The sequence below is a fragment of the Lyngbya sp. CCY1209 genome, from assembly GCF_035615495.1.
Lineage (GTDB): Bacteria > Cyanobacteriota > Cyanobacteriia > Cyanobacteriales > Microcoleaceae > Limnospira.
The window spans coordinates 1-13972 of sequence record NZ_JAJENU010000232.1 but is presented as its reverse complement, the minus strand read 5'-3'; the positions used below and the strand labels follow the sequence as shown (position 1 = coordinate 13972).

Below are 13972 nucleotides of genomic sequence, written 5' to 3'. Positions count from 1 at the left end.
AAAGGGTTCAAGCCCCACAACAACTTCAGAAGTACCCCGTCAATATAGTCGCCAAAACTGGGGTGAGAGTTCCGGACTATTTCCAATTCAATTGCATCTGCCATTCTCAGATGCGATCGCCCGCAGGTGAGACGGGATTCTCTCTCAAAACCCGAAACAATTTCGCCACCTTTTCCATATCCTTGTCCCCCGGCGATCGCTCCACGCCGCTGGAGAGATCGATGCCGTCGGGTTGTAGCAGTGTCAGGGCATCTGTGATATTATCCGGAGTCAGACCCCCCGCCAGGAACCAGGGACACCCGGGGCGAAATTCCCGCAGCGATCGCCAGTCCAGGGTGCGGCCGGTCCCCCCCAACTGCCGGGGATGGTAGGCATCGAGGAGGAGGGCATCAACGTGGGGGACGAAGGCGGCGGCGGCGTCGAGGGCCTCCGGCGTTTTGACGCGGATCGCCCGGATCAGTTCGCACGTCGGCAGGGCATCCCGCAGGCGATCGCACAGTTCGACGGACTCGCCCCCGTGCAGTTGCACCCCCGTCAGCTTCCCGGCCGCGACGGTATCGCGGATCTCCTCGAAAGTCGCATTGGCGAAAACCCCGATCCGGGCGACGGTTTCCGGCAGGTGAGGCGCCATCGCCCCGATGTCCTCGGCCCGGATCTGGCGGGGGGAGGCGGGCACGCAGATGAACCCCAACGCCGTCGCCCCCAGTTCGGCGATCGCCCGTCCCTGTTCGAGTTGAGTGATCCCACAAATTTTGATTCGCATCGATGCCCTTCGATTGACGCCATCCCTGATCAAATCATACCAGGAGCGGGCAAAATGTGGGAAACGGCCTGGGAGTGTTAATTTTTAAAACAAAATCTTGCTTTTAAACAACTTTTTCCTATAATTGTTTCCGAAACTTTTTTCGGTTTCTTAAAAATTGCAAATCCGTTGGCCGTAAACCTATTAATTGGGAGAAAAAAAATTGATGAATTCGACTCTAATTTTTGGCCTACAATCCACCACCCCCTCCACCCCGGAATGGTCTTTGACCGTGGGAATTATCATGATTTTGTGCAATATTTTTGCGATCGTGGTCGGCTACTACGCCATTTCCAAAGAAAATCGCGGTCAGGGTCCGGCCTTGCCGGTTTCCCTCCCCCGGGTCTTCACCGGTTTCGGCTTCCCGGAACTCCTCGCCACCGCCAGCTTTGGGCATATCCTGGGGGCGGGGGTCATCCTCGGCCTGTCCTATACCGGCGTCCTCTAGGGTTTTGAATCCCCCTCCTTTTCAAGCCGGGCCGTTTCATTGTCCCCGAAAAATGGCGACCGGGGCTCCCGAGGCAGAGGGAGATTTTTCTGAATCAACAAGGGGTTCAATCCCCTTGTTTCACGCCTTAAAATACCTTGCTCCTGTCTCTCCTCAACGGTTTTCCTCGTCAACCTCGACAAGGGGCGACCTCCCCTTGTTGAACCGAGAATGAAACGGCCGGACCCTGACAAAGGGGGGATGGGGGCGGGGGGGGATCGAAGGGGGATTCGGCGTCGGGCTGTCCGCCGGACACATTGACAAATTGACTTAAAAATGGTATAATTTCCGCTGCGATCGCGGCTGAATTCGGTTGTCAAAATTTTCGGTCTTCGTTTCCCGTTATCCTAATTTCTAACTTCACAGTTTTCGGGGCGACAGGCGTGATAACAAATGCGATCGCTTTACAAAAGCTTTATCAAATAAAGAACCAGGCTTTACACAGGCATCTGTAATTGTACCGAGTCCAGATGTTAACGTTAGCATACAACATCTACGCAATTTATCAAATCACACCAGGGATGATCATGAAAAGCATCTACAAAGGCTTATCATTAGCCACAACTTCCATCATGGGTGCGATCGCGATCGGTACATTTACCGAACTTCCTGCCAAAGCGGCAACATTAAATTTCGGGGAAATGTATGTATTTGGAGATAGTCTGTCGGACACGGGGAATATCTTTTCCGCCACGGGTGGAGCCTATCCCCCCAGCCCGCCCTACTTTGAAGGAAGGACTTCCAACGGGCCGCTGTGGATCGATTATTTTGGCAACAAATTGGGTTTAAATCCCGGGTTGGCATTCGCTCCATCTTTCCCCGCAAATGGGTTAAATTTCGCGTTTAATGGGGCGACCACCGGAACGGAAAACACCACGGACGATCAGGGACAATTTCAGGCTTTAAATTTAACTTTCCCCGGTTTATCCGATCAAATCGACGCATTTGAAGCATATAACACTTTTGGATCAACCCATCCCGATGCACTTTATGTCATTTGGGCGGGGGCGAATGATTACTTGGGAGGGGGTCAAATCGATCCCACCGTTCCGGTTAACAATTTATCCGATGCCGTGACCGACCTTTACAATGTTGGAGCCCGCAATTTCTTGCTATTGAATTTGCCGAGATTGGGAGAAGCGCCCATCGCGGACTTGAATCCTTTCGACCCGGAAAATGACATCGATAATGATGCACTCAACACTCTAATCACCTTCCATAATCAGGGATTAAACCTGGCTGTCGCGGGGTTGAATCAAAACTTGACCGGCGCTAATATCAGCTTATTTGACGTGGCAGGTTTGTTCGACGATGCGATCGCCAATCCCGGGCAATACGGATTTACGAATGTAACAGATCCCTGCTTCTCAATTACCACGGGTACCATTTGTAACGACCCGGAAAATTATTTATTTTGGGATTTTGTCCACCCGACGACGAAGACCAATGAAATCATCGCCCGGGCGGCTTACGACCAACTCAAAGACGATTTCAAAACCGTCCCCGAGCCTTCGGCGACCCTCGCCCTGGCCGGTTTGGGGGTCGGCTTGCTGGCGAAGAAATCCACCGCCAAAAAATAAACTGTAAAAATCAATAAACTTGGGGGGTGTAATTCAAAAGCAGCCCCCCTCCTTACAAGGGGAAAAATCCAGTGGGGAATCAATCGTGAGTTGGCGGTGTGAGGAGCAGACCTAAAAAATCGATCGAAAGGCAAAAGGGATTGAAAAAGTTCAATCTATAGCACAATTTTCGCCGGACGGAACTTTAATTTTCATCGGTCCCGGCGCTGCCGGCAGTCCTGCGGCCGATTTCCCGAATCAACTCCACCAACCCGTTGGCTAACCGGGAGGCGACGACGGTTCCCTCGAAGTCAAACTCGGGGCTTTGAAGGGCTTCGACCAACATCCATTTGCCCGTCTCCGTCATCGACACCATTGGAACTTGATTGTCCTTGTCAATCTCGATCGCGCCGGCACTTTTGAGGTCGTCGTAGAGACCCTGATAGATGCCGACCTTCTTGCCCTGACGCTTTTGTTTGACTTTACTCGTCAGGTCGCTTTTCTTGACCTTGCTATCGGTACCACCCAATGCCCATAAAGTCAGAAGCAGTCGGGTTTTAGCCTTGTCGTCCATTTCACCCGTGGCGGGTTTGGGCGCGTCATTGTAATCCATTGTTGACATATCGCTCATCGATTCAGACATGAAAATACCATCAGATTGTACAACAGATAATAATTGATCCAAATCCGATGCGAACCGCAATTCGCCTAGGGATGGGAACGGGAGAGAATTTTCGGAAGAGCGTTGGCAACAAAGGGGGGGAGGCGATGGCGCAACTATAAATTGTCGGGCCGATCGTCGATCTTGAGAAACCCGATTCTCGCAAAACCGATCAGACGGGAAACAGATCGACAGGTTCCCCGATGGTCAACCGCCGTCCCGGCGGCGGACGCGCCCAATCGGCGCAACTCCTGCCATACAGGGCAATGAGCCCCGGGCTTTCAGCCGTCGGCAGGGGTTGACCGAGAGTCATCATTCTTGCACCGGCCGGATGTCCCACCAATTCTCGGAAACCCGGGGGAGGGGCGCCCCTGCCGGAAGCGATCGGGGTTGAGCGCAATGAGTGGCAAACTAGAGATGAAAATTACAATCCCACGAATTCCCGAATCATGCCCCCCCTGCCCACGAACGATCCGCAATTCCTGGAACTCCGGCGTCGCCTGCGCGAGATCCAGGATGTCAAAGCAGCAATTGCCCTGTTGCAGTGGGATCAGGCGACCCATATGCCCGACGGCGGCACCGCGGCCCGGGCGCGTCAGATCGCGACCCTGAAACAGATCGCCCATCAAAAATTCACCGATGCGGCCGTCGGCGACCTGTTGGAGCGACTCTCGGCCCGGGAAGTCCCCGTTGACGACCCGATCGCGGCCGGTTGGCTGCGGAGAATCCGCCGGGAGTACGGGCGATGGCGGCGCATCCCGCCGCCGTTCGTCGCCCGCGCCGCCGAGCACCAGGCGATCGCCTACGGTGCCTGGGTCGCAGCCCGCGCCGAGGGGGATTTTCGGGCCGTGGAACCGCTGCTGGAGGGCACCCTCGACCTGAGTCGGGAGTTCGCCGGCTTTTTTCCGGAGGCCGATCACCTGGCCGACCCCCTGATCCAAAACAGCGATCGCGGCCTGAGCGTTTCCCGGTTGCGATCGCTGTTCGAGCCGCTGCACCGGGAACTCCACGCCATCCTCGACGCCATCCTCGCCGCCCCCCCCGCCAACGACACCTGCCTGCACCAGTTCTACTCCGAAATCGACCAAATCAACTTCTGCAACTGCATCCTGTCCCGGATGGGCTACGACTTCCGGCGGGGTCGCCGGGACACCGCCCCCCACCCCCTGACGGCTCCATTTTCCCCGGGGGACGTCCGCCTCGCCGCCCTCCTGAGCGAACATCACCTGCATCGCGCCCTGTTCAGTACCATCCACGAGGCGGGTTACGCCCTCTACGAACAAAGTCGCGACCCCGAACTCGACGGGGCCGACTGGGGGGGAGGGGCATCTTCGATCTTCGGCCACACTCAGTCTAAACTGTGGGAAAACCGGGTCGGTCGCAGCCGCGCGTTTTGGGAGTGGTTCTACCCCCAACTACAGGGGATGTTTATCCGCCAGTTGGGCCACCTGTCGGCTGACCAATTTTATCGGGCCCTGCACCGGGTTCAACCCGGGCCCCTGCGTAGCGAAGCCGACGAAATCACCCACAACCTCCACGTCATCATCCGGTTCGAGCTGGAGTCGGATCTGCTGGAGGGGAAACTCGCCGTCGCCGACCTGCCGGAAGCCTGGAACGAAGGGTACCGGCGGGAATTCGGCCGCGTCCCCCGGAGCGATCGCGACGGGGTTTTGCAGGACCCCCACTGGTACGGGGGGTGGGTCGGGGGGATGTTCCAGGGCTATGCCCTCGGCGACCTGATCGGGACCCAACTCTACGAGGCCGCCGTCCGCGAAGACCCCGAAATCCCCGTCGATATCGAGCGGGGGAATTTCACACGGCTCCACGACTGGCTGCGGCGGACTGTCTACCCGGCCGCAGGCGAGGACAGGGTCCAGGTGTGGGTGGAGCGGGTGACGGGCAGCCCCCCGAGTCTCGAACCCTTCCTGGAGTACCTGCGAAATAAGTACGGATATCTTTATAATTGTAAATTTTAGAGTTTTGCTTCTTAAGATTGGGATACACTATTTTATAGTGCCTAAAAGGTGGGGATCTCGATTCACATCACGGTTGACCCGGCCCGGTCAACGTCGCACCCCTCCGCTCGGCTGCGGTCGGTGGGTCGGGGCATCTGAATGGCAAAGTTTCGGTGCATCTCCCCGTCATTCGGAAGCGGTAAAGGGTCGGCTGCTGTTGAAGGCGAAGTCCGTCGTTTTTTCCAATTGCTGCGGTCAAATGAATAAGGCGGCGGGCCGGACGGGCGCGGCCGGGGGCCGGAGTCGGGAGCCATTGATGCGATCGTCAAAATTTGCCGATCGCCCGGCTCATTTTTCGCATCTTCTCCGCCAACTTTTGACCGCAATTGAGGGGACTTTTTGACCGACAATAGGGGACGATAAACGCCGGCAAAACCGCGCCGAAACAAATCTATATTTGGGAGGATGTATCATTGAAACCGACGATCAAGAATTGAAATTGATAGCATTCCCGTCGGCAATAAGACACAAAAATGAGGAATTTAAAAAGCCGATAAAACGGCATCAAATTTGCTTGTTTTGGTCGGGTTTTAAACGGGCCGACTAGCGGAGCTATCGGTTGTCAAATCGCCCCCCATATCGAACGAACGACTGACCAGGAGAATTTCATGTCCGAACTCATTCAAGCCGTCATCGATGGCGATGAAAAAAATGACTTGCGCCAGTTCACCGGCGAACTCAGAGTTTCCGAAAAGCGCTACTTGCTGCGAAACGACATTTTACAGGCCTTTTCCGAATACTGCAAAAAATTTGAAAAAACCGAGGCTTTCATCCACGGCTCAAACCTCAGCAAGTTGATCTACTACACCCAAGAAATTATCCTCGAAAATGAAAGCATTTGCCTGATCGTCCGCCCCAAAATTGCCACCCAAGAACGGTTTCGACTCTGGCCGGATTTGTCCGTCGAAACGATGGACATCTCCGCTCTTCTCGACACCCGCGATCGCTTCGTCAACCACTACCACCCCAACGAAGGCGACGTTTTAGAAATCGATTTCGGCTCCTTTTACGACTACTCCCCCAAACTCCGCGACTCCAAAAACATCGGCAAGGGCGTCCGCTACCTGAACCGCTACTTATCCAGTAAACTCTTCCAAGATGCCCGCCAGTGGCTCGAAGCCCTGTACAAATTTCTCAGCCTGCATTCTTACAACGGAATGCAACTGCTGATCAACGATCGCATCCGCAACCAAGATCAACTCTCCGAAGCCGTCAAAAAAGGCATCGCACTGCTCAACAGCCGCCCCCCCAAAGAACCCTACGAAAAATTCCGGTTTGAATTCCAAAACATGGGCTTCGAGCCGGGGTGGGGAAACACCGCCAAACGGGCGCTAGAAACCTTGGAAATGCTCGACGAACTCCTCGACTCCCCGGACGACGAGGTGCTCGAAGCCTTCCTCGCCCGCATCCCCATGATCTTCCGCATCGTCCTCGTCTCCGTCCACGGCTGGTTCGGTCAGGAGGGGGTGCTCGGCCGCCCCGACACGGGGGGGCAGGTGGTCTACATTTTAGACCAGGCCCGCAGCCTGGAACAGGAACTCGAAGAAGAGCTGAAACTCTCCGGTTTGAGCGCCCTGGGCATCCACCCGAAAGTGATCATTTTGACCCGCCTGATTCCCGACAGCGACGGCACCCGCTGTCACCAGCGGTTGGAGAAAGTTTACGGCACCGAAAACGCCTGGATTCTCCGGGTTCCGTTCCGGGAATTCAACCCCAACGTTACCCAACATTGGATGTCGCGATTTGAAATCTGGCCCTATTTGGAGACGTTCGCGATCGACGCCGAAAAGGAACTTCTGGCCGAGTTCAAAGGTTCCCCAGACCTGATCGTGGGCAACTATTCCGACGGCAATTTGGTGGCATTTTTGCTGTGTCGGAGGCTGAACGTGATCCAGTGCAACGTCGCCCACGCCCTGGAAAAATCCAAGTACCTGTTCAGCGATTTGTACTGGCAGAACATGGAGGATAACTATCACTTCTCCCTGCAATTTACCGCCGATTTGATCGCCATGAACGCGGCGAATTTTATCATTGGCAGTACCTACCAGGAAATTATCGGCACGACGGATAGCGTCGGCCAGTACGAATCCTACAAATCCTTTACCATGCCGGGACTGTACCATGTGGTGGATGGACTGGAATTATTCAGCCCCAAATTCAACGTGGTACCGCCGGGGGTCAACGAGGCGATTTTCTTCCCCTACACCCGCACAGAAGACCGCATCCAGAGCGATCGCGATCGGATCGAAGATTTGATTTTCCACCTCGACGACCCCGCCAAGGTGTACGGAAAACTGGCCGATCCGAGTAAATTTCCCCTCTTCTCCGTCGCCCGCCTCGACCGGATCAAAAACATCACCGGCCTGGTGGAGTGCTACGGCCAACATCCGGAACTACAAGAAAAGGCGAACCTCATTTTCATCACCGGAAAGCTGCGGGTCGAGGATTCCATCGATCGCGAAGAGGCTGAAGAAATCGAAAAGATGTACCGCATCATCGAGCAGTACGACCTCTACGACAAAGTGCGCTGGCTCGGTGTCCGGCTCTCCAAAACCGACACCGGGGAGATGTACCGGGTCATCGCCGACCACCACGGGATCTTCGTCCAACCCGCCCTATTCGAGGCCTTTGGGCTGACTATTTTGGAGGCGATGATCTCCGGGTTGCCCACCTTTGCCACCCAATTCGGCGGCCCGCTGGAAATTATCAAAGACAAGATCAACGGATATTATATCAACCCCACCAACTACGACGAAACCGCCGCCAAGTTGGACGAATTCCTAGTCCGCTGCGGCTACAATATCGGGTTCTGGAACGAGATTTCCCAGCGGGGCATGGATCGGGTTTACAGCAGCTACACCTGGAAAATTCACACCTCCCGGCTGCTGACGCTGACCCGGGTCTACGGGTTCTGGAATTACGTTTCCAAGCAAAAGCGGGAAGACATGATCCGCTATTTGGAAGCCCTGTTCCACCTGATTTACAAACCCCGCGCCCGGGAGTTGTTGCAACAGCACTTGCAACGTTAGGATCGGGGCAGGATTGGGGGATGGGGACCTCAATTTTAGATGGTCGGGGCGCGAGGGCTGGCGTCCCGATTTGAACTCCCCCGCCCCCCCGATCGGTTTTGCGAGTTCGGCTTCCCCGGAGCGGTTGACCCTCGTCGGTTAACCATTCCGGATGATAAAATTCGATTCAGAAGCTTGATTCAAAGCCATAAAGTCGAAATCATTAAATAACGAGATCTGTACTATGGGTATCAAAACTGCTATCATCGCCGGGTTGTTGGCCCTGGCAATTCCGAGCTTTGGCGCCCCCGCGATCGCCAATTCCGGCGCGGAATCCACCCTCGAAGACCGGGAACTCGAGGAACTGTTGATGCCGGGGGGCGATCGCCCCACGTTCTCGTTTTCCGAAAATGAAAGATTGGAACGGGAATTATTTTCCGACCCCTTTTATAAACCCGACAAGGAAGCGATCGAGCGACAGGTTTTTTCCGAACCCTACTACCAGCCGGAAACGCGGCCGACCCGCCCCCGGGAAATGACCCTGGCGCGGGGGACTCAGGGCTCCCAGGTGGCCGGCTTGCAGCAGCGGCTACAGGTCCACGGGTTTTATTCGAGCCAGGTTGACAGCATCTTCGGCCCCCGTACCGAGCGGGCCGTGGAGGAGTTCCAGGCCTCCCGAGGTTTGGCGGTGACCGGGGAAGTCGATCGCGCCACCTGGCAGGCTTTATCCGCCGACCCGCCACAGCAGGAGGCGGTGTCCGAGGAACTCGTCCTGGAAAAGGGGGCGCGGGGCTCGAAGGTGAAAACCCTGCAAATTCGCCTGGGCTTGAAAGGACACGCTCCGGGTCCGGTTGACGGGGTTTTCGGGCCGCGGACCCTGGCGGCGGTGAGCGACTTTCAGCAGGCGGTGGGCCTGGAACCGACGGGGGTCGTGGATGAGAAAACCTGGGCGATTTTGGGCCGGGAGTGGTCTAACTGAATCTGGAGGGGCGGCACTCCCGTCCCCCTAGGGGTGCGGTCTTTTTTTTTCAGCCGGTTCGGCGCCGCCGTCGGGCGATCGCTCCATTTCCCACAGCACTCGCAGGGCGGACTCGCGGGTTGTCCGAAGCCCGTTTTCCCCCGATTCCGGACGGCAAATGGAGCAGGTCTGCTGACAAGTACCCACGTTGTCGGCGAACATTCTCAACTCGTAAAGCTGCTCGATCACATAGTCGAGGCGGGTGCGATCATCTTCTTCTTCGGTTCGATGTTTGGCGACATCGAGCAATAAAATCATGTCGGTAATTTTGGCAAATATCGCCGACTTGTCTTTTTGGAGTTGGTAGGGGCATAAAGAGCAAAACATCGATTCTTGTGATTTTCAAGTTATTTTCGAGCCGGCTTCTTTCATTGTTGAATCTAAAAATAACGGTGTCATCAGTCCAAAGGTAGATTTTTAATAATTGTCAAATTTTTCCGAAAATCGGCCCCGTGTCGCCCCAAGTTCGGACGGGATTGTAAAGAATTGCCACCCAAAGATCCGCGATCGCCCCCTTCAGTTTGACCGACAATTGCCAGTGATGGAGTCCTGCGGTCTGGCGATCGCCGAGTCCAACAAACCGCCCCAAAACTATCGATAGAAAATCCAGAGCATCAATCGGAAAACATCTGACGTCAGCTCCCTGTCACCCCACAGCCTCCCCAATCATCTGGAGCGCGCACTGCTATAGGGGCGCAAGCCTTACGCCCGTTTCTGGACTCCCTCCACTCCCTTTTCCTGTTGCCTATTGCCTATTCCCTGTTGCCTGCTATAAAATAAAGAACCTGTCCTGTCGCGTTTGTGCATCCAAACTTCAATCACCAATGGCAACAAAGCCGACGATCGCCTTCTCCCACCTCGGTTGCGAAAAAAATCGCATCGACACCGAACACATGATCGGCCTGGTCGCCGAAGCCGGATATCAGGTCGATTCCGACGAAGACGCCGCCGATTACGTCGTCGTCAACACCTGCAGCTTCATCGAAGCGGCCCGGGAAGAATCCGTCCGCACCCTGGTGGAACTCGCCGAAGCCAACAAAAAAGTCGTGATCACCGGATGCATGGCCCAGCACTTCCAGGACCAACTCCTCGAAGAACTCCCGGAAGCCGTGGCCCTGGTGGGCACCGGGGACTATCATAAAATCGCCGACGTCATCGATCGCGTCGAAAAGGGCGATCGCGTCCGGGAAGTGTCCGCCGAGCCCACCTACATCGCCGACGACACCGTACCCCGCTACCGCACCACCACCGAGGGTGTCGCCTACCTGCGGGTCGCCGAGGGGTGCAACTACCGCTGCGCCTTCTGCATCATCCCCCACCTGCGCGGAAACCAGCGATCGCGCACCATCGAATCCATCGTCTCTGAAGCCCAACAACTGGCCGATCAGGGCGTGAAAGAACTGGTGCTGATCTCCCAGATTACCACCAACTACGGCACCGACATCTACGGCGAACCCAAACTCGCCGACCTGATCCGCGCCCTGGGAACCGTGGACGTACCCTGGATACGGATGCACTACGCCTACCCCACCGGCCTCACCCCCAAGGTCATCGCCGCCATCCAGGAAACCCCCAACGTCCTCCCCTATCTGGATTTGCCGCTGCAACACTCCCACCCGGAGATCCTACGGGCCATGAACCGCCCCTGGCAGGGCCGCGTCAACGACGACATCATCGAAAATATCAAAACCGCCCTGCCGGATGCCGTGATGCGGACGACGTTTATCGTCGGCTTCCCCGGCGAAACCAACGCCCATTTCGAGCATTTACTCAACTTCGTCCGCCGCCACGAGTTCGATCACGTCGGCGTTTTCACCTTCTCCCCGGAAGAGGGAACCCCCGCCTACACCCTCCCCAACCCCGTCCCGGAAGCGGTGATGGAAGCGCGGCGGGACGCGATCATGAAGGTCCAGCAGCCCATCTCCCTGAAGCGAAACCGTCAATGTGTCGGGGAAGTGGTGGACGTGCTCATCGAACAGGAGAACCCCGCCACCGGGGAACTCGTGGGGCGATCGGCCCGTTTCGCCCCCGAGGTGGACGGGTTGGTGTATGTGGAGGGCGGCGCCCGTTTGGGGTCCTTGGTGCCGGTGAAAATTACCGACGCCGACGTTTATGACCTGTACGGGCACACGGTTTGAAAAAATAGCGCGTGGTGAATTGTAGGGGCGCAAGGCTTGCGCCCTGATTTTTAGTGCTTTCGCGTAGTAGACCGTTTCGGCTCAAATGAGGCAAAATTCAAAACGTAGCACAGGCATCTTGCCTGTGGATTCAGATCCGATCACCTCATTTAAGATGAAACAGTCCAGTAGGGTGCGTTCCCACTCATCAATCGGTTTCGGGGCGGAGGTGATAGTAGGGAACGCACCAAAAGAGATGATGAAGTCCGGGCGATGCGGGTTTTAAGACGGCGTTGGCAAACCCTCAACCCGGAGTCGTCGGATGGGTGAGAGAGCGCGATCGCTTCTTTTTAAACCGCTTAATCAGACGTTTTGCCCCCCACCACGCCGCTACCGAACAGAGGATACTGATGAAAACCGCAATAAAAAACGGATGGGGATATTTGCCGTGTTCCTGTTGCCAGGGAAAGGTCATTTGTTGTGACTGAAACACCAATCCGGTGCTGGAACCGACGATCGCACCCCCGGCAATTCCCACACCGATCGCTTGTAAGTTATCCTGTAGGTTTTGGTTGGTTTCTTGGATTTGGCGATCGCGTTCTGCCTGGTCAATTTCTACCAAACCGCGAATGGTGGAAATGGTGGTATCGAGTAAGTGATAACCGGGTTGGAAGTAGTTCAAATCGGCGCGGATTTGCTCTTGAAAGGTGGGGGCTTCTTTTTGGGCGAATAACCGCCAACCCTCCGCCGGGGTTTGGGCGAGTTGTTCCATGCGTTCCAGGGTGGCTTGATAGTTCTTGGCGTTGATGGCGATCGTGTTGCGGGCGTATTCCAGGTTTCGCAGTTGTTTGGAATAGTCCAGGGAGGCCGTCAGCAGTTTTTTGAGGGTGATTTTTAGGGTGTTCAGGTCGTCGGCGGTGAGGGTTTCTCCCGTGGCGCGATCGAGGTAATTTTGATTGAATTGATTTAACTCGGTTTCGTTGTCGGTGACGATGCGATCGGCGCGATCGTAATAAATTCTGCTATCTTGAAATGCTTTGCAGATTTTGTGATAATATAACAGGAGTTCCGGCAAGTCCCAATAACACTTTTTTAGGGTCAGGGTCGGCTGTTCTTCAAATAGAAACCATATCAATAAATGACCGTAGGGATTTTCTTGTAAATCCGCCCTGGGGTTGCCGTATTCGTAGAGATAGCCGCCAAACAGGTTGTAGGCGCGATAGAAGGACGGGAATTTTTCGGGGTTTTCGGGTTGGAAGAAACTCAGCCAGCACTGGCGGGCGAGGGGTTCCAAGTCGCGGATATTTTCGGGGGATTTTTGGTTTAAATAGGCGCTCAATAACAGCGTCTGACCCAAATTTGAGGTGGAGTCGGGTTCGGGGTGAAAGCAGTTATCGGGGTTGAATTTTCCCAGGTCGGCTATTTTATATTTGTCTTTGCCGGGTGTTTCCGGTTGGTAGATATTGAGATTGAGGGCATAACTGTCGTGGAGAGATTGGGGATAAATAAAACCTTCTAATTTATCGTCTTTTGTGGTGAAAAATTTTATGGAACGTGCATCGTCGTAGAGTGTCAGCAAGTCGAAATGTTGGGAGGGTTCATCTTCGCGGAGGTGCAACGCCACGTCAACCTCGAAGGCGTCGAGGATTTTTTGATATCTCGCTTTCACCCATTGGGGGTTGATGGTTGCCTCTAAATTTTGGGGCGGTTTTGCATCGGTAGATGTCACCAAGCCGCTGTGGTATTGATAGGCGAACCAATACAGGCTGGGGGCATAAATTGGGGCGGTCGTTTCGCTCATTTGCCGATCATCTTATTTTTCGGATTGTTCTTCCGTGGCTTGTCGCACTTTTTCCACCAGTAAGGCTTTATTATAGATGGTTTCGGGTCGTTCCCCTTCGGCGGGTCTGGGGGGGGTTTCACCCTTGTTTAACATATTGGCGCGAACCGCCGCCAGTTGTGTGCGATCGAGTTTGATGTTATGATCTTTACACCAGCTTTTGATGGCTGCGGCGAGTTGCGGCGGTCTGTCTTCGGCGGCGGCTAATTTTGGTTGGAGGGTTGCCAGGTTGGTGTCCGAGTTAGTTTTCGCTTGTTCGAGGTAGGTAAGGAAGTCTTGAATGTAGAGGACAGAATCCGAGGGAATGTAATTTTCAGTCATGGCGATTATCGGGGTTTGGTCAATGATTTGATTGTATCATATCCTGTTTTTTTCGCCAATTCTTTTTAATCCTCTTTAGAGGATTTGTGCTGTGAGCTTGGGAATTGATTCCCAAGCGGTTTTGTCGTTCAACCGGATTCGATC

The 13972-nt window shown here is 54.9% G+C and carries 14 protein-coding genes; 6 read left to right on the top strand and 8 right to left on the bottom strand.

The features are described 5' to 3' along the window. Positions 1-106: 106 nt before the first annotated feature. Positions 107-763, bottom strand: coding sequence for a phosphoribosylanthranilate isomerase (locus tag LKE08_RS05340; protein ID WP_324703163.1), 657 nt, complete (start codon positions 761-763; stop codon positions 107-109). A gap of 205 nt (positions 764-968) precedes the next feature. On the opposite strand from LKE08_RS05340, the gene psaK reads away from it, so the two are divergent. Continuing rightward, positions 969-1250, top strand: coding sequence for a photosystem I reaction center subunit PsaK (gene psaK, locus LKE08_RS05335; RefSeq protein WP_324703162.1), 282 nt, complete (start codon positions 969-971; stop codon positions 1248-1250). Positions 1251-1759: 509 nt separating this feature from the next. Beyond that, entirely contained in the window at positions 1760-2869 is a 1110-nt protein-coding gene (locus LKE08_RS05330; RefSeq protein ID WP_324703161.1) for an SGNH/GDSL hydrolase family protein, read from the top strand. 184 nt (positions 2870-3053) lie between these two features. On the opposite strand, the gene LKE08_RS05325 is transcribed toward LKE08_RS05330, so the two are convergent. Together LKE08_RS05325 and LKE08_RS05320 are read right to left on the bottom strand one after the other, a co-directional pair. After that, entirely contained in the window at positions 3054-3470 is a 417-nt protein-coding gene (locus LKE08_RS05325; RefSeq protein WP_324703160.1) for a hypothetical protein, read from the bottom strand. 211 nt (positions 3471-3681) lie between these two features. Next, positions 3682-3825: a hypothetical protein gene (locus LKE08_RS05320; RefSeq protein ID WP_324703159.1), complete on the bottom strand. Its 144-nt coding sequence runs from the start codon at positions 3823-3825 to the stop codon at positions 3682-3684. Between the two features lie 133 nt (positions 3826-3958). Here LKE08_RS05320 and LKE08_RS05315 point away from each other — a divergent pair, with 133 nt between their 5' ends. Further along, positions 3959-5485 (top strand): carboxypeptidase M32, encoded by a 1527-nt coding sequence (locus tag LKE08_RS05315; protein ID WP_324703158.1) that lies wholly within the window; start codon positions 3959-3961, stop codon positions 5483-5485. A gap of 62 nt (positions 5486-5547) precedes the next feature. On the opposite strand, the gene LKE08_RS05310 is transcribed toward LKE08_RS05315, so the two are convergent. Further along, positions 5548-5913, bottom strand: a complete 366-nt coding sequence (locus LKE08_RS05310) for a hypothetical protein (RefSeq protein WP_324703157.1) — start codon at positions 5911-5913, stop codon at positions 5548-5550. A gap of 219 nt (positions 5914-6132) precedes the next feature. On the opposite strand from LKE08_RS05310, the gene LKE08_RS05305 reads away from it, so the two are divergent. Further along, positions 6133-8553: a sucrose synthase gene (locus tag LKE08_RS05305; protein ID WP_324703156.1), complete on the top strand. Its 2421-nt coding sequence runs from the start codon at positions 6133-6135 to the stop codon at positions 8551-8553. Positions 8554-8776: 223 nt separating this feature from the next. Then, entirely contained in the window at positions 8777-9511 is a 735-nt protein-coding gene (locus LKE08_RS05300; RefSeq protein ID WP_324703155.1) for a peptidoglycan-binding protein, read from the top strand. A 27-nt stretch (positions 9512-9538) separates the two neighbouring features. Here the strand turns inward: LKE08_RS05300 and LKE08_RS05295 are convergent, their stop codons facing one another. After that, positions 9539-9877, bottom strand: a complete 339-nt coding sequence (locus tag LKE08_RS05295) for a hypothetical protein (protein ID WP_324703154.1) — start codon at positions 9875-9877, stop codon at positions 9539-9541. Between the two features lie 100 nt (positions 9878-9977). Next, complete coding sequence (locus LKE08_RS05290) at positions 9978-10139, bottom strand: hypothetical protein (protein WP_324703153.1); 162 nt, start codon at positions 10137-10139, stop codon at positions 9978-9980. Positions 10140-10374: 235 nt separating this feature from the next. Here LKE08_RS05290 and rimO point away from each other — a divergent pair, with 235 nt between their 5' ends. Next, positions 10375-11688 (top strand): 30S ribosomal protein S12 methylthiotransferase RimO, encoded by a 1314-nt coding sequence (gene rimO / locus LKE08_RS05285; protein ID WP_324703152.1) that lies wholly within the window; start codon positions 10375-10377, stop codon positions 11686-11688. 283 nt (positions 11689-11971) lie between these two features. Here rimO and LKE08_RS05280 read toward each other — a convergent pair whose 3' ends face one another. Together LKE08_RS05280 and LKE08_RS05275 are read right to left on the bottom strand one after the other, a co-directional pair. Further along, complete coding sequence (locus tag LKE08_RS05280; protein WP_324703151.1) at positions 11972-13468, bottom strand: hypothetical protein; 1497 nt, start codon at positions 13466-13468, stop codon at positions 11972-11974. 12 nt (positions 13469-13480) lie between these two features. Then, positions 13481-13828, bottom strand: a complete 348-nt coding sequence (locus LKE08_RS05275) for a hypothetical protein (protein WP_324703150.1) — start codon at positions 13826-13828, stop codon at positions 13481-13483. Positions 13829-13972 lie beyond the last annotated feature (144 nt).

Excerpts from the sequence above, each read along its gene's own strand:
- LKE08_RS05320 (WP_324703159.1), bottom strand. The coding sequence starts at position 3,825 with ATGATGACTCTCGGTCAACCCCTGCCGACGGCTGAAAGCCCGGGGCTC.
- LKE08_RS05300 (WP_324703155.1), top strand. The coding sequence starts at position 8,777 with ATGGGTATCAAAACTGCTATCATCGCCGGGTTGTTGGCCCTGGCAATT.
- LKE08_RS05315 (WP_324703158.1), top strand. The coding sequence starts at position 3,959 with ATGCCCCCCCTGCCCACGAACGATCCGCAATTCCTGGAACTCCGGCGT.
- LKE08_RS05295 (WP_324703154.1), bottom strand. The coding sequence starts at position 9,877 with ATGTTTTGCTCTTTATGCCCCTACCAACTCCAAAAAGACAAGTCGGCG.
- rimO (WP_324703152.1), top strand. The coding sequence starts at position 10,375 with ATGGCAACAAAGCCGACGATCGCCTTCTCCCACCTCGGTTGCGAAAAA.
- LKE08_RS05330 (WP_324703161.1), top strand. The coding sequence starts at position 1,760 with ATGTTAACGTTAGCATACAACATCTACGCAATTTATCAAATCACACCA.
- LKE08_RS05280 (WP_324703151.1), bottom strand. The coding sequence starts at position 13,468 with ATGAGCGAAACGACCGCCCCAATTTATGCCCCCAGCCTGTATTGGTTC.
- LKE08_RS05305 (WP_324703156.1), top strand. The coding sequence starts at position 6,133 with ATGTCCGAACTCATTCAAGCCGTCATCGATGGCGATGAAAAAAATGAC.
- LKE08_RS05325 (WP_324703160.1), bottom strand. The coding sequence starts at position 3,470 with ATGTCAACAATGGATTACAATGACGCGCCCAAACCCGCCACGGGTGAA.
- psaK (WP_324703162.1), top strand. The coding sequence starts at position 969 with ATGAATTCGACTCTAATTTTTGGCCTACAATCCACCACCCCCTCCACC.
- LKE08_RS05340 (WP_324703163.1), bottom strand. The coding sequence starts at position 763 with ATGCGAATCAAAATTTGTGGGATCACTCAACTCGAACAGGGACGGGCG.
- LKE08_RS05275 (WP_324703150.1), bottom strand. The coding sequence starts at position 13,828 with ATGACTGAAAATTACATTCCCTCGGATTCTGTCCTCTACATTCAAGAC.